The sequence below is a fragment of the Clostridium tanneri genome (assembly GCF_033659955.1).
In the GTDB taxonomy this organism is placed as follows: domain Bacteria; phylum Bacillota; class Clostridia; order Clostridiales; family Clostridiaceae; genus Clostridium_AM; species Clostridium_AM tanneri.
In genome coordinates this window covers 28,994-49,149 of the sequence record NZ_JARUJP010000017.1, presented here as the reverse complement: position 1 = coordinate 49,149, position 20,156 = coordinate 28,994, and the positions used below count along the sequence as shown (strand labels likewise).

Annotated in this window: 18 protein-coding genes and 1 riboswitch; of the genes, 3 read left to right on the top strand and 15 right to left on the bottom strand. The window is 32.3% G+C overall.

Annotation, left to right across the window (positions count from 1 at the left end; translation table 11 throughout):
- Positions 1-29: 29 nt before the first annotated feature.
- Both P8V03_RS13880 and P8V03_RS13875 read right to left on the bottom strand, forming a co-directional pair.
- On the bottom strand, positions 30-950 hold the full coding sequence (locus P8V03_RS13880) for a ribonuclease H family protein (RefSeq protein WP_318798604.1): 921 nt from the start codon (positions 948-950) through the stop codon (positions 30-32).
- A gap of 27 nt (positions 951-977) precedes the next feature.
- Positions 978-1,928 carry a YkvA family protein gene (locus P8V03_RS13875; protein WP_318798602.1) on the bottom strand — a complete coding sequence of 317 codons (951 nt, stop codon included), beginning with the start codon at positions 1,926-1,928 and terminating at the stop codon, positions 978-980.
- Positions 1,929-2,456: 528 nt separating this feature from the next.
- Here P8V03_RS13875 and P8V03_RS13870 point away from each other — a divergent pair.
- Positions 2,457-4,187 (top strand): ATP-dependent metallopeptidase FtsH/Yme1/Tma family protein, encoded by a 1,731-nt coding sequence (locus tag P8V03_RS13870; RefSeq protein ID WP_318798645.1) that lies wholly within the window; start codon positions 2,457-2,459, stop codon positions 4,185-4,187.
- A 78-nt stretch (positions 4,188-4,265) separates the two neighbouring features.
- Here the strand turns inward: P8V03_RS13870 and P8V03_RS13865 are convergent, their stop codons facing one another.
- The 3 genes from P8V03_RS13865 to P8V03_RS13855 form a co-directional block, all read right to left on the bottom strand.
- Positions 4,266-5,273: a rhomboid family intramembrane serine protease gene (locus P8V03_RS13865; protein ID WP_318798600.1), complete on the bottom strand. Its 1,008-nt coding sequence runs from the start codon at positions 5,271-5,273 to the stop codon at positions 4,266-4,268.
- A 90-nt stretch (positions 5,274-5,363) separates the two neighbouring features.
- Positions 5,364-6,422, bottom strand: a complete 1,059-nt coding sequence (locus tag P8V03_RS13860) for an HD-GYP domain-containing protein (protein WP_318798598.1) — start codon at positions 6,420-6,422, stop codon at positions 5,364-5,366.
- A gap of 144 nt (positions 6,423-6,566) precedes the next feature.
- A complete protein-coding gene (locus P8V03_RS13855) occupies positions 6,567-6,971 on the bottom strand; it encodes a DUF6762 family protein (RefSeq protein ID WP_318798596.1) in 405 nt (134 codons plus the stop codon).
- 103 nt (positions 6,972-7,074) lie between these two features.
- Between P8V03_RS13855 and P8V03_RS13850 the strand changes: the two genes are divergently transcribed.
- A complete protein-coding gene (locus P8V03_RS13850) occupies positions 7,075-7,407 on the top strand; it encodes a hypothetical protein (protein WP_318798594.1) in 333 nt (110 codons plus the stop codon).
- 27 nt (positions 7,408-7,434) lie between these two features.
- On the opposite strand, the gene P8V03_RS13845 is transcribed toward P8V03_RS13850, so the two are convergent.
- Together P8V03_RS13845 and P8V03_RS13840 are read right to left on the bottom strand one after the other, a co-directional pair.
- Positions 7,435-7,854: a Fur family transcriptional regulator gene (locus P8V03_RS13845; protein WP_428978980.1), complete on the bottom strand. Its 420-nt coding sequence runs from the start codon at positions 7,852-7,854 to the stop codon at positions 7,435-7,437.
- 18 nt (positions 7,855-7,872) lie between these two features.
- A complete protein-coding gene (locus tag P8V03_RS13840; RefSeq protein WP_318798590.1) occupies positions 7,873-8,424 on the bottom strand; it encodes a manganese efflux pump MntP in 552 nt (183 codons plus the stop codon).
- A gap of 290 nt (positions 8,425-8,714) precedes the next feature.
- On the opposite strand from P8V03_RS13840, the gene P8V03_RS13835 reads away from it, so the two are divergent.
- Entirely contained in the window at positions 8,715-9,629 is a 915-nt protein-coding gene (locus P8V03_RS13835) for a transposase (RefSeq protein WP_318798588.1), read from the top strand.
- Positions 9,630-9,796: 167 nt separating this feature from the next.
- On the opposite strand, the gene P8V03_RS13830 is transcribed toward P8V03_RS13835, so the two are convergent.
- From P8V03_RS13830 to P8V03_RS13795, 8 genes are all read right to left on the bottom strand, one after another.
- Entirely contained in the window at positions 9,797-10,510 is a 714-nt protein-coding gene (locus P8V03_RS13830) for a M48 family metallopeptidase (RefSeq protein ID WP_318798586.1), read from the bottom strand.
- A gap of 9 nt (positions 10,511-10,519) precedes the next feature.
- Positions 10,520-12,136 (bottom strand): S41 family peptidase, encoded by a 1,617-nt coding sequence (locus tag P8V03_RS13825; RefSeq protein WP_318798584.1) that lies wholly within the window; start codon positions 12,134-12,136, stop codon positions 10,520-10,522.
- An 86-nt stretch (positions 12,137-12,222) separates the two neighbouring features.
- On the bottom strand, positions 12,223-12,450 hold the full coding sequence (locus tag P8V03_RS13820; protein WP_318798582.1) for a hypothetical protein: 228 nt from the start codon (positions 12,448-12,450) through the stop codon (positions 12,223-12,225).
- A 263-nt stretch (positions 12,451-12,713) separates the two neighbouring features.
- Entirely contained in the window at positions 12,714-14,840 is a 2,127-nt protein-coding gene (locus tag P8V03_RS13815) for a cell wall-binding repeat-containing protein (protein ID WP_318798580.1), read from the bottom strand.
- 307 nt (positions 14,841-15,147) lie between these two features.
- The gene (locus P8V03_RS13810; RefSeq protein ID WP_318798579.1) at positions 15,148-16,626 is read right to left on the bottom strand and encodes a cell wall-binding repeat-containing protein; all 1,479 of its coding nucleotides are present in this window, start codon (positions 16,624-16,626) and stop codon (positions 15,148-15,150) included.
- A 485-nt stretch (positions 16,627-17,111) separates the two neighbouring features.
- Complete coding sequence (locus P8V03_RS13805; protein ID WP_318798577.1) at positions 17,112-17,753, bottom strand: hypothetical protein; 642 nt, start codon at positions 17,751-17,753, stop codon at positions 17,112-17,114.
- 154 nt (positions 17,754-17,907) lie between these two features.
- Entirely contained in the window at positions 17,908-19,065 is a 1,158-nt protein-coding gene (locus P8V03_RS13800; RefSeq protein WP_318798574.1) for an ABC transporter permease, read from the bottom strand.
- On the bottom strand, positions 19,049-19,768 hold the full coding sequence (locus P8V03_RS13795; protein ID WP_318798572.1) for an ABC transporter ATP-binding protein: 720 nt from the start codon (positions 19,766-19,768) through the stop codon (positions 19,049-19,051). The genes P8V03_RS13800 and P8V03_RS13795 overlap by 17 nt, the downstream gene beginning before the upstream one ends.
- A 263-nt stretch (positions 19,769-20,031) precedes the next feature.
- Positions 20,032-20,140: riboswitch (TPP riboswitch) on the top strand.
- Positions 20,141-20,156 lie beyond the last annotated feature (16 nt).

Below are 20,156 nucleotides of genomic sequence, written 5' to 3'. Positions count from 1 at the left end.
CTATGACGACTTTAGATTATAGTTTTTATTTAATCTAGTAAAAAAGTAATAAACCTTGTCTTCTCTTGTTCACTTAAGTTTTGTATTAGATCTCTCCCTCTTTCTGGGCTTTTCCTATACTCACTAATAAGATTGCTAAATTGATGATTTATTTCTGAAGCAGTAGTTGCTTTATCCTTTGGTAATGTACTTTCATCACACACTATTATATTTTTCTCTCCCTTAGGGGCTATTTTTAAAATCTCTTCTTTTACATTTTCATTTGATACTTTTAAAGTATTGGTTAGAAGCCATTTTTCTATAACTTTATCTGAGGTCACGGATAGTTTTTCTTTGCACTTTTCATCTACAAGTTCATTAAAAAGATCTCCAGTATGGCTATCTACCTTTACAAATATCACTTCAATTCCAGATTTAATTAATTCATTCATCTTATTATAATATTGTATTGAAGACTCCTCTCTTCTCTCCCAAAAGCCTGTAGCATGGTGGCTGATTCCTTCATAATCATGAAATATAACCACTTTTTTATCACCTTTGCTTAGCGCATATTGCACCGCTTTAATTGCACCTTCTAATTCTCCTGCTATCTGTCTAATATTTTTTTGAGAGGTATCCTTAGCTGAACCGCTTTCAATATATTCAACAACATTATTTCTAACTGCTACAACTCCATAGGAGTATTTTTCTGTGCTAATGTTATAGCTTCCATCAACATAAACATGAAGGCAATCCTTTGGATAGTTATCTTCTGATTTCTTTAATAACTTGTTTCCATCTTCTAGATACGCCCTAGCTTCATTAATATCTTCAAAACTTTTGTACTTAGCGCCTTTAACGCCCTTTACATATTTCAAACACTCTGCCCAAGTGTTAACTATCTTATTCTCTACTTTTTCATTTTTTTCAAAATTAAAGCCTTCCTTTATTGCATAAACCTTCTTTGCCATAACACTTGCTCCTATCTTCAATATATTTTATATATTAACCCTTTTGTCCTCTCTCTCAAATATTTCTTTTATGAAGGACAATAAAGTGTTAACATTTTGGCTTCCAACAATCTTAGAAATATGCCTAACTGCAGATTGCGTCAATAATATGATATTTTCTTCTCCCTGCCAATTTTGTAAAATAAGCTCTTTTGGCACTTCATTAATTATAGCATTCAGCCCAAAAAAAGCTATAGCTACATCATCAATTCCTCCTACTAAAGGTATGAAATCTGGAAGAATATCTATGGGACTTGCCAGGTAAGCTATTACTGCTGCTGCCTTTATTTTAACCTTTACACTTACTCTGCTATCTTTAAATAATCTCCAAAACAGTGCAGTTATATCCGGTATAAGCATTGCATATTGGACAACTCTGTCATATTTATGTGGAATCTTACGTAATATTTCTCCCCTAACCTTGCTGTACTCATCCTGAAGGGGTCTCCTTGGGGACGGTTCACAATTTTTCTTCATATTGACTATTGGTTTTCTCTCACAATAGATTACATCCTGTGCTTCTATTTCTATAACGCCTTGGGCTAGTCTTATACCCTTCAGCTTAAAGTAGAAGTACGGTACAAGTTTAGATACAGTATCTAACTCTAAAGTAATAGTATCCTTGTCCACTTTAACTCCATATTCCTGAAATTGACTAAGTATCTTTTTTAGAGCAATATTTTTAATGCCTTTAAATATACCTATTTTAGATACTTTAACCGAAAATAATTTTAAATTTACTATATTTCCATGTATGTTTCCCAAGCCTATCTGAGCTGTAAAAGGAATTGTTACTTTCCTCTTATAACTTCCTTTTACCGTTATGAGTTCCCTTATTTGTATGCTATTTATTACAAGTCCTTCTATGTCTATATACTCTTCTATTATACTTAATATATCTTCTTCAGTTAGCACTAAATTAGTTGATGAAACCTTCATAGTATCTTGTCCTCCTTTTGTCCCCTGGAAAATTCTTCACTTTATAAATAAAGTATACAACAAATTAGTTTATGTGCAATAAGTATTTAGGGGACGGTTCACAATTATTTAACAGCTTAACTGGGGACAGTCTGCAACTATTCAGCTAATTAAGGCTAGCTAATACTCTTTGGTTGTTTTACTGCAGGTGTAGAGGCCAATTTATAAATTTTAGGGGGTAGCTGCTATTGGTAAAATCCAATTATATGCATACAATAAGGACATTCTATATTACTTTACCCATAAGCACCATAAATTACTTTAGCAAATTTTATGATTTTCATTAGACTTTAAATAAAAAATATTATAATATCATTATTGTAATTTAGATAAGACCTTCAGTAACAACTCGTAATTTATCGTGATTTCTTATAAGACATACCATATTGGGGACAGTTCACAATTATTCATCATATAGAGTTCTAAAACAATTACTTTAATATAAAAAATAATAAAATTATTAGGGGGGTAACAAACTTGAAAAATAGAATGAAGAATAAGTTTATACTTATACCGATAATTACTACTATATTGTCTATTGCTTCTTTAGTAGTCTTTAATCTTGGCTTTGGTTCCAGTGAATATAAATCCTATGTGTTATTTTTAAAGGATGTGTCTAGTAAAAACGTTTCAACGGTGTACGTAACTCCTTCTCCAAAGATTAAAGTTAAGTTAACTAATGGTAAAATGTACGATACAGACAACCCTAGAACAAGCGATTTTAAGGAAACATTGTTGACAAAGGGAATTACTGTTTCTGAAGAAACACCTACTGATTCTAAACAGATTATTGCTATAACTGTTTTAATAGCTTCAATAATTTCTTTATTGGCTATGGTTATAAAATCATCTACCCTTACTTCTAAAAGAATGCTTTCCGTAGATGCACTAGATGCAACTGCAGTAGAAAAGTCTGGCTTTAGCTTTAAAGATGTTGCTGGAAATGAAGAGGCAAAGGAAAGTGTTAAGGACATCGTAGATTTTCTAAAGAACCCAGAAAAATATGCACAATATGGTGCAAGAATGCCTAAGGGAATTATCCTCTACGGTGAGCCTGGAACAGGAAAGACTCTTCTTGCAAAGGCTGTAGCTGGTGAAGCTGGCGTTCCGTTCTATGCTGTATCTGGTTCAGACTTTATACAGGTTTATGTAGGGGTTGGTGCTAGCCGTATAAGACAGTTGTTTAAAAAAGCTAAAAATAATCCTACTGGTAAAGCTGTTATTTTCATAGATGAGATTGATGCTATAGGTAAGAAGAGAGATGGAGCTAGAGGTACTGGTGGTTCCGATGAAAGAGACCAAACACTTAATGCACTTCTTACAGAGATGTCTGGATTTAATGAAAAAGAAGGTATAATTATAATGGCAGCTACTAATAGATTGGACATACTAGATCCTGCCCTTTTAAGACCAGGAAGATTTGATAGACATGTAGAAATAATGCTTCCAGATGTAAGTGCAAGAGAAAAAATTATTGATCTTCACCTAAAAAACAAGCCTGTAGGTGATGTTAATATTAATGAATGGGCTCACAAAACTTCTTACTTTTCAGGAGCTAAGCTGGAAAGCTTAATAAACGAAGCTGCTATATTGGCATGTAAAGACAATAGTCCAACTATTGAAGATGTCCATATTGATAAAGCTTACTCTATTGTATTGGCTGGATATGAAAAGAAAGAGAGAGTTCACATAAAGGATATTGATAAGAAGATAACTGCTTATCACGAAGCTGGACATGCTCTTGTTTCCTTAAAAGCCCTTCCAGAGGAAAAGGTATCAAAGGTAACAATAATTCCAACAACTAAGGGTGCTGGTGGATATACTTTAAGTATTCCTGAGGATAGCTTGTACAAAACTAAGGATTATCTAAGAAGAAGAATAATGGTATTACTTGGTGGAAGAGCTGCTGAAGAAATTGTATTTGGTGCTGAAAGCATAACTACCGGTGCTCACAATGATTTAAAGCATATTACAAGCATGGTATTTAATATGATAACTCAGTATGGTATGGGGGAAACTTTAGGTTTGTTAAACATGGAAGAACTTATGGAACTTAACCTAAATCAAGATGATGTTATTAAAGAATCTAAAGAGTTAGTTGATTCTCTATATGAGGAAGTTAAAGAGTTGTTACTGAAGGAAAAGAATAACTTAGATAATATAACAAACATGCTTTTAGATAAAGAAACACTATATGCAGAGGACTTAGTTTTAAACTAAGGTTTGAAGTCTTGAGGTCTGGGGACAGTTAACAATTATTTGAGATATGAGAATAGTTGTAAACTGTCCCCATTTATATTAAACTGACTTCATAAAAAAATAAGATACAGCAATACCACCTATTAATCCACCTAAATGCCCAAAGTTATCTATATTAGGCATAGAGAAACCTAAAATTAAGTTAACTACAATAACAGAAGCTATATTAAACATAAAATTTTTTCCTACTGCATTCTTCATCTTTACGCCAAAAACTAAGGCCGCTCCCAGTAAGCCGAATATTGCTCCTGAAGCCCCAACGGAAATGTCTGTAGAAAACATATAACTAAAGATTGATGACACTATACCAGCTAAAAAGTATATAAATATATATTTAATTTTTCCATATACACTTTCAACTAGAGGCCCTAGTGAACTAAGAGCGTACATATTAAAACCTATATGAGCAATTCCACCATGTAAAAACATACAGGTAAGTAGTCTATAATACTCACCACTGCTTATTAGTTCATTAACCTTTGCACCTAAAAATATCAACACATTTATATCACTATCCATTATGCTTCCTGACAAATAAGCAGTCATAGCGTAAACCAATAAATTTACACCTATTAGAAGATATGTTATAATAGATTTTTCTGTTTTTGAGATTTCGTTTCTTTCACTCTCCATAATCCCCATAGAGTTTGCTACCTCATGAACCTCATTCTCCAATTCCTTACTGTAATATAATATTTTATTATCCACATTGTTAATTAAAATCAATTCACATTGTGGATAAATTTTATGATTTAAATACCCTTCCCCATCTGTTCCAATTTCCAAATGAAGCTTTTTATCTACTAAAATCTGAATAGGCCTTATATTTTTTAATTGAAAATTGTAAGCTGCGTACTGAACTACCTTGTTAATATCTAGCGAGTCATTGCTCTCTAAGTCAGAAAAGAAGAATAATTGTGTACCGTCCCCTGTGCTTTTTACTACTCCCCATGAACTGCTGAGTCCTGCTATTTCCCCAAATTCTACAATTCTATATCCATATCTATTAAATAGTTCTTGAATCAGTTTTCTTATATAAACATCCATAAAAAATTTCTCCTTAATTTATAAAATAAAAATGCACAGCATAAAAACAAACTGGTATACTAGTTTATTTTATGTTGTGCATATACTTTATCATGCAATATCGACTATGACAATACTTGGATTTTTTAATAAATCTACCTCATAGAAAGATATAGGACTTTTGGTTTTTGTATCATATAAAACTCTTATAACAGGCCTGTCCGGAAATCCTTGATTTTGATTGATAACATACCCTTCTTCTCCATTTGAAAGCTTAACACAACATCCCAAAGGATAAATAGAAAAAGTATCTTTAAAGTTTTTAACTAGCTTTTCATCGAAACTAGAACCACTTCCAGAAAGAATCAACTCATAAGCATCATTTGGACTAAACTTCTTTCTGTAACATCTATCATTGCTTATTGCATCATATACGTCACAGATACAAACAATTTTTGCAAATTTAGATATTTGATTTGAACTCAAGCCGTATGGGTATCCTCTTCCGTCAACTCTTTCATGATGCTGCTCTACAATCTTTATTATTGGATCCGGTATTGTAAAATTTTTTCTAAGAATTTCAGCACCGTATATTGTGTGTTTCTTTATTTCACTATACTCTTCATCTGTTAGCTTGCCTTCTTTGTTCAATATCTTAAGAGAAATCTGTGTTTTGCCTACATCATGTAGTATGGCTCCTATTCCTAGATCCTTTACTTCCCACTCATTTAGCCTTGAATTAATACCTAGAAACGTAGCCATTATACAGGTATCTAAGGAATGAACATAGGTATAGTTATCATGGGTTTTTATATCATAAAGACTTTTGTTAACATCCCCTACATCTATTATATAATCTATCATTTCTTTAACATAGTTTAAGGAATCTTTAAGTTGTTTTCCATTACAATTATGTACATTTTTCATAACATGAGACATGCTTCTTATGGTTAATTGTTTAAGTTCAGAAAGCCTTTCATCTTCTACATCTACATCATCTAATCTATCATCTTCTACATAAATATAGAAAACTCCTAATTCCTTGAGTTTATTTATGTAAGTATTATTTAATTTTACACCAGCCTTCAGTAAGACATGACCTTCATTAGTTAATATGCTTTTGCCTAGAGTGTCATCTTCCTTCACTCTACTTATATACTCCAACCTCATCTTTCCACCTCAATAAAGTTTCCTAGAACTTCTAACTTTTCTCCTTTTAAACTATAACATGATATCATAAAAAGTTAAATAGTTAACACTTATCTTTTGAGAACTTTTATTATTTATTTCAATTTTCACTATAAATTATAGTCTTTAGTCTTCCCTATATTCTTCCTCTTTTCCCTCTATATCTACAATAACTTTGCTAATAGAAGTACTTATTAAAGCACATAATTTATTAAGCTTTTCAGCCACAACAGAATGTTCTTCATCATAATCAAACTTTACTAACCAAGTTGGATTATATTCACTGTCAACTTGTTCTATATTATATCCACTTTCTACAAATTCCTCTTCGTTAAATAAGTCAAATATTGCAGAATACTCCCAGTCTTCAACGTCCTTATTTGTATCAAAATATACGTTTACTTTTTCGCCGTCATAAAACATTTTAGATATATTTTCTGCACCTTCGCTAACTTCATAACTTCCTAATTCTTTTACCATAAAACCAGTTTCTTTATCTTTTTCCATTAATACTAAAGATGAAAATTCCATATATAAACACCGCCTTAAATCAATTTAATAGTATTTAGTATTTACTTATTTATAAAATTTAGTTATTATAGTATTGGATATATTTCCCAAAAGGGGTGAGGCTATGAGGAAACTTTTATTACTTTGCTTATCAGTAGTCCTAGTTGGCGGGCTAATTAAATACACCTACATTTCTAATAAAAGTAAGGATATTAACTATGCTGTTGAAAATTATTTTACTACTGGGATTTTTAATGAATATAAAATGTATCAAATAAGTTCCTCTGATCTATCTTTTTCAAATGGCACTGTTGCTGTAGTTAAGATTGATGGAACTGAAAAAAAGATTCCACATAAAAAAGTAGCCTACAGCGTATTTCTAGAGAAAACCAGCCGCGGCACATGGAAAGTTAAAAAGGTATATCCTGATGAAGTTGCAGCAAAAAATGAATACTAATTAGATTAACAAGAATAGAAACTCCTTCTATTCTTGTTTTCTACATTCCTCACATACTCCCTCTAGTTTAATATCTAGTTCTTCCTTATCAAAAACAAAACCAGTCTTATCTTTAATTAATTCTTTGATTTGTTGCATTGGACAGTCTATTTCAACTTCCTTATGACATAACTTACACTGCAGTACATGCTTATGATCTTCTTTTTTTAATGCGTAGCTGTATTTTCCCTTTCCTAAATCAAACTTACCTACAATATTCTTACCTTCAAATAACTCTAAAGACCTATAAACTGTGGATAAATCAATATTCATACCACACCTCTTGCACTCTTCAAAAATATATTCTACACTTACAGCACCATCACTTTTACATATTATATCTAATACCGCTATTCTTCCCTTTGTAACCTTTATACCATGCTGTCTTAAATATTGTTCTATCTCCAATACTTTCACCCCAAATTTTTAAAAAAACATAATTTTTATCCCAAAAATGATTAATATTATTCCGCCAATATAGTCTGCATATTTGCTTACCACAGTTATTCTTTTTAAATACCTTGCAATAATAAACGCTGTCATTGACATCAATAAAGTTATAAAACCTATAAACAATGTATTTTGTAAAATTACTAAGTTACTCGATATATTATCAAGAGCTGTAAACCCTATAACCATGGCATCAATACTTACAGATATCCCCAAAACTATAAACATGCCTGGTTTTATCAACGGACATTCATCCTTGCTTTCAAGCCCTTCTTTTAACATCATTCCTCCAACTATAGCTATTAGTGCCCCACCAATTATTTCTGGCACTGATGCTATATATGTATTAAACAAAAAGCCAGCATAGGCTCCAACTAAGGAAAATAGAAACTGGAAAAACCCAAATGAACTTGCAAATAATACCTTAGTACCTCTTTTTATTCCATTGTTAAGTCCTATACAAAGCGCCACGCCAAAGGCATCTAATGAAAGAGCTAAGGCTATTACGAATAATGAATACAAACTCATACTTTTTCTCCTTGATTTTAGTTTCTTTTCACAGTGATACTATTTTATATTTTACTTTATATCCATAATATTGTCTATACGACAGACTCTAAATTATGGGACAGTTAACAATCTTTTGGGGTTCTGGAATGGGGACGGTTAACAACTTTTCTTTGATACCACTCTATTTTGATTAACACAGGATACTATGGAGTAATTACAATAATTAATTATCTTACATCTAATTATATACGTTTATATTACTATAATATGTCAATAATTTAATTAACATATAAAAGGGGTGAAACTAAATGCCAAGAACAGCTCGTAAGAAGGGCTTAAGCCACATACATCACATCATGAGTAGAAGTATAAGTGAAATTCAGCTTTTTAGAGAGTCTAGTGACAAAGATAAGTTTATGAGTATCGTTAGAAAGTATCAAAAAGCTAATAAATTTTTAGTTTATTCATTTGTACTTATGGATACGCACTATCACTTGGAGATTTGTGATAATGGTGCTGATATCTCCAAGTTTATGAAGTCAATTAATCAAAGTTATGCTCAATATTACAATAAAAAATATGAAAGGCATGGTCATGTATTTGCAGATAGATTTAAGAGTAAGCCTATAGAAGAAGATGCTTATGCTGTTACTGCATCAGTATATATACATAGTAATCCAAAGGATATAAAGGAGTATACTAATAATATACAAGACTATCCTTATTCCAGTTTAAAAACTTATCTAGTAAATAAGTCTCCATTTTCTGATATTATAAATATAAACTTTATATTAGAACGCTTTGGTAAGAATATTAATACGGCAAGAAAAACATACTTGGAACTAGTACTTAGGTCTACAAGTTCAGATATTGAAAAGGAAATAGAATTTGAAGAAAAAGAGCAGTGTTATGTAGCAGAAAGGCACTTGCTTATTAGAGATTTTAAGCCTGAAAATGTTGTGGACTTCGTTTCGAAATATACCAAGAAAGCCTTCTGTATACATGCGAAATATACACACAAAAACTCAGAATTAAAATCAGTATGTGTATTTTTACTTAGAGCTTTATGTGGCTTCAGCTTAACTGGGATTTGTGATGTTATTGGTAACACTACAACTTCTAACATTTGGCGGCTATATGAAAAGGGAGTTTCTCTAGTAAGTACTGATGAGAGATATAAAGATATTATAAATGATTTTATTGAATACAGTAAAACTGCTTAAAAATTTTTCACCTACCAAAAATAATCCTATAACCCTTTAAAATTTAAATTAAACTTATTTATGCAATTATAAGACAAGCTATTAAAATGGTTAACCCATCTAACTAAATTCATCAAAATAAGGGACGGTTAACAATTATTCTATGAAAAATAATTGTTAACCGTCCCTTAGATCCTGAGTTTATTTCCATTAACCTTAAGCCATTGTCTTCGTTCCTCATAATCCGGCAATACTGACTGGACAACGCCCCAATATTGCTTAGAGTGATTCATGTGCCTTAAATGACATAATTCATGCACTACCACATAATCAATAATTTCTATAGGGGCCATTAAAAGTCTGTAATTATAATTCAAGTTTCCTTTAGATGAACAGCTACCCCAAACAGTTTTTTGATCTTTGACTGTTATTCGCTTTGGATATACTCCAATTATGTCCTTGTAAGCAATAGTTCTTTCTAAAAATATTCTCCTAGCCTCTTTTTTATAAAAGTTTATTACTAAATCTCTTATATTTTCCCCCTTGCTTCTTTGGTTACTACCTATAAATACCTTCATAAGCTTATCCGAAATTAAAATGCTAGAATCCATAATATTAGCTTGGAAAATCTCTAAAGCTATATTTTCTCCTAGATAAAGCAATTCTTCTCCTGACTTAAACTCTATGCTTTTGTGAGTAAGCCTTGCCTCATTTATTTCTGTAAGCTTACCTTTTATCCATTTTTCCTTACTTTTAACCACAGCATCTATAACTTTTTTATCAATATTTAAAGGAGAGATAACAACAATCTCACCTTCCTCTGTTATCTTAATGCCAATAGTTTTTCTCTTTCTTCTTATTATTTTATAGTTAAAAGGTGAATAATTGTAAACTGTCCCCATTATCTCACCCTAATTTCTTACAGTAAAAGGCTTTATAACATTTTTTATTTTTATATAGTAAGTCTTTCCCTTTTCTAGACTTTCTTTTGGAGCTAAACTTATTTTGCTGTCATCAACTTTATTAATATCAAAGGCTGCACGTTTGCCTGTCTCTGAGTCTATAACCTCAATATCCGTATATTGTCTTATAGTATCTATGTTTACGGATTTATTGAATGTTACAGTGAAAACCTTATTTTCGTCTACGTTTTTTAGAGTTTCAAAGGTTTTGTAATTACCGTATAAGAACTTATAAATATTATTGAAATAATCTTCTGGAGCCTTTGCCCATCCATTCTCAGTACCTATATAGACATCTTCTTTTGAAACATTATCTATAATATACTTAAATGCTGCCCAGTGATTTTCATCTTTTGCTAATTTCAAATCTATATTAAATTCTTTTCCGCCAGCACTTACCTTCACATATCCTCTTTTATCTACATTACTTACATATTTCCCAGAAAATAATTCTGCAACTGCTAAGGAATAGTCAGCTTTAACCTCAAAATCTGGAGATATGCCGACTTTATTTATCTCATTCTGCATTGGTGAATAAAATTTCTGTACCGTTAGCTTAATTGAACTGCCATCAGTTAACGGGAATATCTGTTGAGCAACCCCTTTTCCATAGGTTGTAGTTCCTATAAAAAACGCCTTTTTATAATCTTTAACTGCTGCTGACAATATTTCAGAGGCACTTGCCGTATATTCATTAACAAGAAAAATAATTGGCTTGTCAATAACATTTTCACTAGCCTCTGCTAAATATCTTTGTCGAACCCCATCTCTATTTTCTATGGTTATCGCTGGTTCTTCACCAATAAAGTTTCCAGCTATCTCTAGAGCCGAATACATGTATCCTCCACCGTTGTCTCTCAAATCAACTATATAGTTCTCTGGATTCCTCATCTTAAGTTCCTGAAGTTTTTTTGTAAATAACTGTGAAGTGTCGGTGCCAAAAGATGATATGTTTATATACGCTGTTTGGTCATTAAGCATTTTTCCCGTTACTGTTGGCAAACTAATTTCTTTTCTCATAACATCGAAAACTTGTGAACCGTCCCCTCTATTTACTACCAAGTTAACCATAGTACCTTCTTCTCCCTTGATATAGGAAGTAGCTTGGTCCGCTGTCAACCCTGCTAAAGAATTTCCATTGGCAGATACTATTATATCTCCATCTTTAATACCCGCATCATAAGCTGGAGAATTTTCAATTACAGACTGAACCTTGACCCCTTCAGCTACCATTTGTACATGTATTCCTATTCCATACATTCTGTTATCTATTGAGTTCACAAAATCTTCTTCTTCTTGCTTGGAGAAATACTGTGAATAAGGATCATTCAGCCCCTTTACAATTTCCTCTACAGTGGACCTATTTAAAATACTATCTGGTATAGGGTTTATATAGTTCTCTTTAATTATACTTCTAGCCTCATCTAAAGCTGTAGTGGAAGCTTGTACATTAAATGAAAAGCTACTTATAAAGAATAGCATTAAGAATACTATATTAAAGATGCTACTTGCTCTACACTTTTTTACATAAGAAATATACTGCTTTAAATTATTTTTCTTATTCATTTGTTTCCTCCTTCTTATTTTTATTTAATTAATAATTTTAACCTAAACCTTTGTCATAAAAAATTATAAATTTAATGTTATTAAGATTATACATCATTTCCTACTTTATTAAAATCTAATAATTTATAAATAGCTCCATCTACAGTTACGCTATCAAGTACTGCACCTAGAGATTCTATATAAAGGTCCCCTCTAATCCTCAGGTACTTAAGCGCATCTCCTTCTCTTAAAATCATTAGGAAAAATAATAGGTGCGTAAAAGGTACTGCAGATAATCTATCTGCAAAATCCATACCACATAACTGTTGCTTCACTATTAGCTTTATTTTCCGCCCAACTTTTGATATTTCGAACTTATGATTATATTTCTACAATATATTTCTACAATACAATAGTTGATAACCAAATTAAGGGACGGTCTACAACTTTTCACCATCTTTAATGATGGTTTACAATTTTCCCCATAAAAATAAGGTACTAAAAAGTTTTTAACTTTTTAATACCTTATCTAATCTAATACCTACTCTTCATCTAACAGGAGGTTGTCTCAAATAGTTGAAAAGTTGTTAACTGTCCCTTACTCTCCAGTTGTTGCCTTCAACAGGTCAGCATAGTTAAAGGAATTTTCCTTTGTAAGCTTAGGTAGTTCTATCTTAACGTTCTTATTAATATTGTAATTTTCAGTAGTATAGTTAAATCCTAAACCTAGCATACCTTTAATATCCTCTGAAGTGTTATCTACTGGACTATTGCTTAATTTGCTCATAACTGATACAAAGTTTTTAATGTCAAGTTGAAGATCTACAACTCCACTTTCTTCGATAATATATCCATCACAAACCTTGTATGTTATGTCAATTCCCTTATCTCCAATTACTTTTAAATCCTTTATAGCATCCATGAACACTTCTATCTGTTTCATAGCTTCCTGTGGATTTGCTGCTATATCATTAAATACCTTTTCTATCTGCTGCTTTTGAACATCTTTATCTGGTGTTGCTGATAGATCAACACAAGACAACATGAACTGTTTAACAAAATTCATATATTCCTTGTTTGTTACAAAATCATTAGCAGTATAATTTAATATAGCCTTTAATTTCATATCGTCAAGTTTCAATTGATAAGTTTGTGCATACTTCATTCCTTCTTTAGTTTCTACTCTTGCCAATCCCTTATAACTTATGAATTTAATCCCTGGATTCCAGTTTTCTGAATACTTTTGCATAAAACTTTGGAATTGTGGTTGGAAATTCTTTGAGAAATTTACTAAACCATTGAAGTCTGGTGCTGGAACTCCTGTTTCCTTATTCATAGCTATAGGATCCATAACCATATACTTCTTTCCAGCTAATTCTGGTGGAAGATAAGGTGATGCCATCGCAGGAATTTCTACAATTTCCTTAATCTTAGGCTGATTACTTGAAAAATCTGTAGTTACCCATACTGTAGTATTTATGTTCATTCCTGCTATTTGCATTGTTACATCTTCTTGAACATTGCTTATAGTTTTAGCACTATTGCTATTAAGTTTTATATTTAATCCCATTTTGGCATCATTTATTACTGGAATTGCCTTATCAGCAACTTCTTGCGCTTCCTTTGGAAGGTCTTTTGCAGTAACATTTACTCCCAAAGTATTATCACTTTGCATAGAAGTAATGTTCATTTGATTTAAAGAAGCCTTTAATAATCCGCTATTAATAGTCTGATTTTTAGCAACAGGCAGTAATGCTTCTAATACAGCTGGTTTTACAACCCCTTCACCACCTAGTACATTCACCTGTCCAATGTCTTTAGTTTTATCATTAATATAACTTTGAACATTAGCTTGTGCGTTATCTCCAACTAATATAATTGGTGAATAAGTTAATGCAGCTAGAGCTGACCCAGAAAGAGCATCTGCAAATCCTGTTCTGCTTGCTAAGTAAACTGTATCATAGTCCATATCCTTAGAGAACTTATTTAAAGTATTTAGGTTTCTTTCATATTCATCCTTACCTGTAATTCTCTCTACATTTTTAAATTCTTTTGATACCTTATCACTTATTACATCTTTTCCACCCATAACATAGGTTTTAGATATGTTGTTGTTTTCTGTTAGGTAATCTTTTAGTTCTGAAGTCACTTCATCCTTTGGTACTAATATTATCGGCATACCTTTAGATGCTGCTATCGGTGCCATAGATAAAGCATCTGGGAAATCTTCTCCAGTAGCTACAACTACTCCCTTATCAGCTCCTACCTTTTTTGCAATTTCAATAGAAGTATCATATCTATCTTTTCCAGCAATTCTCTCTAGCTCAATGCCTTTGTTTTTAATTATGTTCTCAACAACCTCTGATACTGCACCAGTTCCTCCAATTAAGAATACCTTCTTTACTTTTAGTCTTGAAAGCTCACTAGTTACATTATCTACTGTTGACTGATTGTCCAACTTATCTTTAGAAACTAATAATATAGGAGCATTGTATTTCTTTGCTAAAGGTGCTGCACTCAACGCATCTCCGAAATCCTCCCCATTAGCAATTACTGCATAGTCTGAAGTAGCATTCCATCCATTTTTTGAGATAGAAACAGAAGTGTCATATCTATTTGCTCCCGATATCCTCTCCGGCGTAAATGCTGCCTTAGCCTTTGCACCTGCTCCAATACTTAAGCACAAGCTTAATGACAGTAAGCAAGCTATTTTTTTCACGTTCATTTTATATACCCCCTTGTCTCTGATAGTGTAATTATATCATTGGTAAATTTGGGTTACAATAGTTATTTGTGGACATCTTTGGACATACTGGGGACAGTTTACAACTTTTCAGCTATAGTGAATTAGCAAATAATTGTAGACTGTCCCCTAAAGATACAAGGGTATTTATAGAGATTAGTCTCATTTAATTTAAACAATTATTTAATGCAATTAAGTTTAGTATGAAAAATCTGCGTAAAGAAAAGGGACAGTCTACAATTTTTAACACAATAAATGTGTAATAATTGTAGACTGTCCCCATAAAGTTCTAATTATTGATTTGAGTTTCCTCTTCAACTTTTACATCAGTGCTATTTTGATTAGAATTATCTTCTATCACATCTGGCTTAGTTGAATCTACCGTTGTATCTTCTACTTCATTTACTGCTCCTGTACTTTCATCTGGTTTAGTTTGTGTGTCATTGTCAATTTCAAGACCAACTACCTCAGCTTTAACATCTTCTAAATGGATGTTTTCTTTTGTTCCAGAAAGTACAACTATCTTCTTTGCAGTTACTGACTTAATATTTACAATTCCATCCTCACCTGGATTTACATAGATAGTCCCATCTACAGTTATGTCAGAAACAGTAGCATTATTTCCTTCTAAATATAAGTCACCCTTTACATTTCCCTTAAGAGTTACATTGTCTGCTATAATATCTACATTTCCATCATAGTTATCTGTGTAAGTTTTGTCCGCTTCATCTAAGAAATCTGCATTTATACTCATGGATAGTATTAATGAATCTGATATAACGCCCTCTCCACCAATGGCTAATATATAAGTGCTAGGTGAGAGCCTGGACTGTATAAAGTTCCTAGTAGTCTCTGGCACTTCCTTGTTCACAAGTATTATAGGAGAATTAGCTTTTCCTGCAAGAGCAGCTCCTGATAGAGCATCTGCAAACTCATTTCCAGTAGGACCCTCTCCTAGAGCTGTTAATACTCCTGTTAAGTCAAAATCCTCAGCAAAATAATTCATTACTACTGTATTTGTTTCAAATCTATCTGCTCCTCCAAGTCTTTCTGCCCCTGGCACTTTGTCTTTAGTTGCATCACCAACGGAAGCAGTTCCGCCTATTACGTAGGTCTTATTTATACTTGAATGTTTCTTTATAAATTCCTCTGTAGGCTTTGAAAGTTCTTTGCTTTCTGTTAGAAGAATTGGCATTCCCTTCATAGCTGCAATAGGCGCTGCTGATAGTGCATCTGCATAACCATCACCAGATGCTAGAACTATTTTATCTGTTACACCTAACTTTTCTGCAACGGCAACGGCAGTTTCGTATCTGTCATTTCCCCATAACCTGTCTACATTTGCATTGCCAAATTCACTTTTCAACTTATTATAAGCTCCCTCAGATACTGAACCAGTTCCCCCAATAACATATATATTCTCTATCTTAACCTTATCATTTAATCTTTTAAGCTCCTCTAAAGTTTGAGAGTTTAAGCTTTTTGACTCAGTCAAAAGTATCGGTGCATCCTTCGCCTTGGCAAGTGGCGCGGCAGAAAGAGCATCAGCGTAACCTTCTCCACTAGCAATGATTACATTCTTAGTACCATCTAACCAGCCTATTTGAGACACTTTTACAGAAGTCCCGTATCTATCCTCTCCTCCAGCTCTTAATAACCTGCTTTCAACTACTTCCTCTGCTGAAACCTTAACCGCTGTTGCTGAATTAGATAATAATATTGCTGCAAAAGCTACTGCTGAAATTGTACCTATACTTTTTTTATTCATTAAATGATTCCTCCTAAGTTTTTTTATTATATTAATAATTTAATATTTTACATACAAAATTTTTAATATCTTCTAAACTGTTCTCTTTATTAGTTATTATCTTGTATCTGCTACGTGTTTTATTGTATTACATTTGAATATAGTTATCTATACAAAGAAATTTCTAGCTTGCACATCTAATGGAATATGAATTTATTCCTTCATATTTTGGTACAAGCATGCAAATGACTGAAATCATTGATATAAGCCTCTTTGTGCTATATTTTAAGAAAATAATCGATAACTTTCTTCTACAAATTACATAATGAGGTTATTAATATTAATTTATAAGACAACCTTTTTGCTATCAAATAGTGAAGTCTATGTGGGACAGTTCACAACTATTCAACAACAAAAACAAGGGGACGGTCTACAATTATTCATCAATGGAATAATTGTAGACCGTCCCCTTGCTTGTCGAATAGTTGTGAACTGTCCCCATACCTCTATTTAATAAAATCCTTTATCATATTCTCTAAAAACTTTAATCTCTCCTCATAAATCCCTGAAACCTTCTCTACTTCCACAACAAGTATACTACCCCTAACCTTAACATCTTTAATCTTAACAGGCATACTACTTAAATCTAAATAAATGCTAGAGTTATCTGCAGCCATAGTCCCTGTCATAACATTTTTAAGCTTATTTAAAACAAAGTCCTTAGAAATAGGCAGCTTACCTAAATAGACCTTATTCACAATATACTGAGCTTTACCTTCCTTGAATCCTAAGTTTCCTTCTGTACGCAATAGAAAACTAATACCTTTATAGCTGGAAGGTATGAAAAATTGTAAACTGTCCCCAGACATCTCTCCGTGGATTCCCTTTATAGTTAAGTCATCATAAGTCTTCTTTCCACTAGAATAAAAAGCTATAATGCCATTTAGCTCATCATTATTAAGTTCCATTACACCTTTGCTTTGAGCTTTTATTCCCTTATCAATAAGATCAAAGGATACTTTTACCTTTGGAACAACGTAAGAATGATTCCACGATACTAAGCTAAATAACGCTCCTAATGATAGTATTAATATTGTTATTAGAGTAATAACTATAAGAAACCCTCTTTTATTTTTCATCTTACTCATTACATCACTCCTGATTCCCATTTTTGCTTATTATCTATATGAATCTTGGCGTCACTTTACTTAACTGCCCTTAGCAACGCTCCTATTCTAGAGCAGTGTATGATTGACAGTAAAGTCTTCACTACTAATATCTATTAAATTGTTACTTCTAAACTTAAGCATTCTGTCCTCCTATAACTTCAACAGGACTTAATCTATAGGACTTTGCTGCCGGAAAAAAGGCCGCTAAGGTTGAAGCAGTTATATCAATTAAAGAGGATATTATTATGAACTTGTTGTCAATAACTATATCTACCAAGGGCTTCCCTTCTAAAGTTATGTATCTATTAAAAGCCTTTATATACATAATATTAAGCCCTACTCCAAATAATGTTGCAATTACCCCTAATATAAAAGCTTGAACAAAGAAAATACTAGCTACAGAACTATCTTCTACACCCATAGCCTTTAATATTCCTATCTGCTTATACTTTTGGGTTGCTGTTATTCCCAATATACTCATTATACTTAACACCGCTGCAAGTAATACGAAAACCTGAATTATAATAGTGCAAACTCTTTGTCCAATTATACCACTTACTAAAAGCTTGTTTTGACTTTTCCAGTTATCTACTTTTAAGTTTTTATTATTTAAACTTTCCTCTACCTTCTTCTCTAAGATATCTGCGTTATAAGGGTTAACTGCAGATATTTCAATTGAAGTTATTTTATTTCCAAATCCTATTAAATCCTGAGAGGTCTTTAAATCTGTAAAGACCCACTGTCTATTAAGCTTAGCAGAACCTAAATCATAAAACCCTGTCACTGTAAGTTCTAAATTTTTGTTATCAATAGTTACTATATTAAACTTATCTCCGAGTTTTAAGTCTAATCTCTCCTTTAACTCCCTGCCAACCAAAGCCTCTTTAGCTTCCTTTATCATCTTTCCCTCGTAGGTTTTGTCTTCTAAGTTATATAAAAGATTAGCTTCTTTTGATGTAATTCCTCTTAATCTAACAGGCTCATTCATGTCCTTCAACTTTATAAAAACCTGATGTTCAGCCACCGGCAGCACAGTTTTTATATCACTGCCTAAGGCTTGAATTTTTTCCTTCTTACTCTCCCATTCTTCCATTCCTCCCTTTGAAAAATAGACTGTTATATGAGAAGAGCTTCCTATAATTTTATCTAGCAATGTTGCATCAACACCCTTACTTAAAAGTCCTAAAAATATTTGGACTGATACACCTATTGCTATACCTAATATTATAATTAAAGTTTGTGCCTTATTATTTTTCAAAAATCTCCAGGCTATTTTAAAGGATGCAAACATCTTTCTTTTCCCTTTCTATACTTCTATCTACATCGAAAACTACACCATCATTTATTTTTATTATTCTATCTGCCTTTTTTGCTATCCTATCATCGTGAGTTATAATTACAAAAGTAGTATTAAACTCTCTGTTAACATTCCTGAATATATCATAAACTCCCTTAGCAGACTTAGAATCTAGGTTTCCTGTAGGTTCATCTGCCAGTATAATCTTAGGTTCGTTCATAAGCGCCCTAGCAATAGCTACCCTCTGCTGCTGTCCACCGGACAAATCATAGACTTTCTTACTCTTAAAATCTGATAACTGCACCAGATCAAGAAGCTCTTCAGCTTTTTCCCTAGTCTTTCTTCCACAGAAAAACTTGCTTATAGTATGAGGCATAAGAACATTTTCTAGAGCATTAAACTCTGGCAATAAATAATGAAATTGGAATATGAAACCTATGGTCTTATTTCTAAGACCTGCCAATGCCCTTCTACTCATGTTATCTGTCCTTTTGCCATCTATGTAAATCTGCCCATCAGTAGGCTTATCTAAAGTTCCTATTATATTTAGCAAAGTAGTTTTCCCACTGCCGGAAGCCCCTATTATTGAATTAAAAGATCCTTCCTTTATTGATAAATTAATATCATGAAGTACATGAGTCTTAGCATTTTTTCCATAAGTTTTATTTATATTTTCTAGTCGTATAATATCTCTCAATTTCTGTGACCCCCAATAGTTTTAATTATGACTTATAGCTTTTTACGACATAATACTGACATGACGCAAAATAATATTTCCTTAGTATTTATATTCTATCATAAAAATCTAAGGCATTGTCCACAATTATTCAAGGATTAAGGGACGGTTTGCAATTTTTCATCAATTAGAAACTTAAAGAAAAATTGCAAACCGTCCCCAAATATATCTTGACCTTACCAATTCATTGTAGTAATATGACCTTGTAGGAAAATTTAATAATTTACCAATCCCAGGGGGGCTGATGTTATCAGCTGAGATTAAGAATGTAATTCTTTGACCCTATAACCTGATCTGGATAATGCCAGCGTAGGAAGAGGTTTCATGTATTTTAAAAATACCTTTATAG

Excerpts from the sequence above, each read along its gene's own strand:
- P8V03_RS13880 (WP_318798604.1), bottom strand. The coding sequence starts at position 950 with ATGGCAAAGAAGGTTTATGCAATAAAGGAAGGCTTTAATTTTGAAAAA.
- P8V03_RS13875 (WP_318798602.1), bottom strand. The coding sequence starts at position 1,928 with ATGAAGGTTTCATCAACTAATTTAGTGCTAACTGAAGAAGATATATTA.
- P8V03_RS13870 (WP_318798645.1), top strand. The coding sequence starts at position 2,457 with ATGAAGAATAAGTTTATACTTATACCGATAATTACTACTATATTGTCT.
- P8V03_RS13865 (WP_318798600.1), bottom strand. The coding sequence starts at position 5,273 with ATGGATGTTTATATAAGAAAACTGATTCAAGAACTATTTAATAGATAT.
- P8V03_RS13860 (WP_318798598.1), bottom strand. The coding sequence starts at position 6,422 with ATGAGGTTGGAGTATATAAGTAGAGTGAAGGAAGATGACACTCTAGGC.
- P8V03_RS13855 (WP_318798596.1), bottom strand. The coding sequence starts at position 6,971 with ATGGAATTTTCATCTTTAGTATTAATGGAAAAAGATAAAGAAACTGGT.
- P8V03_RS13850 (WP_318798594.1), top strand. The coding sequence starts at position 7,075 with ATGAGGAAACTTTTATTACTTTGCTTATCAGTAGTCCTAGTTGGCGGG.
- P8V03_RS13840 (WP_318798590.1), bottom strand. The coding sequence starts at position 8,424 with ATGAGTTTGTATTCATTATTCGTAATAGCCTTAGCTCTTTCATTAGAT.
- P8V03_RS13835 (WP_318798588.1), top strand. The coding sequence starts at position 8,715 with ATGCCAAGAACAGCTCGTAAGAAGGGCTTAAGCCACATACATCACATC.
- P8V03_RS13830 (WP_318798586.1), bottom strand. The coding sequence starts at position 10,510 with ATGGGGACAGTTTACAATTATTCACCTTTTAACTATAAAATAATAAGA.
- P8V03_RS13825 (WP_318798584.1), bottom strand. The coding sequence starts at position 12,136 with ATGAATAAGAAAAATAATTTAAAGCAGTATATTTCTTATGTAAAAAAG.
- P8V03_RS13815 (WP_318798580.1), bottom strand. The coding sequence starts at position 14,840 with ATGAACGTGAAAAAAATAGCTTGCTTACTGTCATTAAGCTTGTGCTTA.
- P8V03_RS13810 (WP_318798579.1), bottom strand. The coding sequence starts at position 16,626 with ATGAATAAAAAAAGTATAGGTACAATTTCAGCAGTAGCTTTTGCAGCA.
- P8V03_RS13805 (WP_318798577.1), bottom strand. The coding sequence starts at position 17,753 with ATGAGTAAGATGAAAAATAAAAGAGGGTTTCTTATAGTTATTACTCTA.
- P8V03_RS13800 (WP_318798574.1), bottom strand. The coding sequence starts at position 19,065 with ATGTTTGCATCCTTTAAAATAGCCTGGAGATTTTTGAAAAATAATAAG.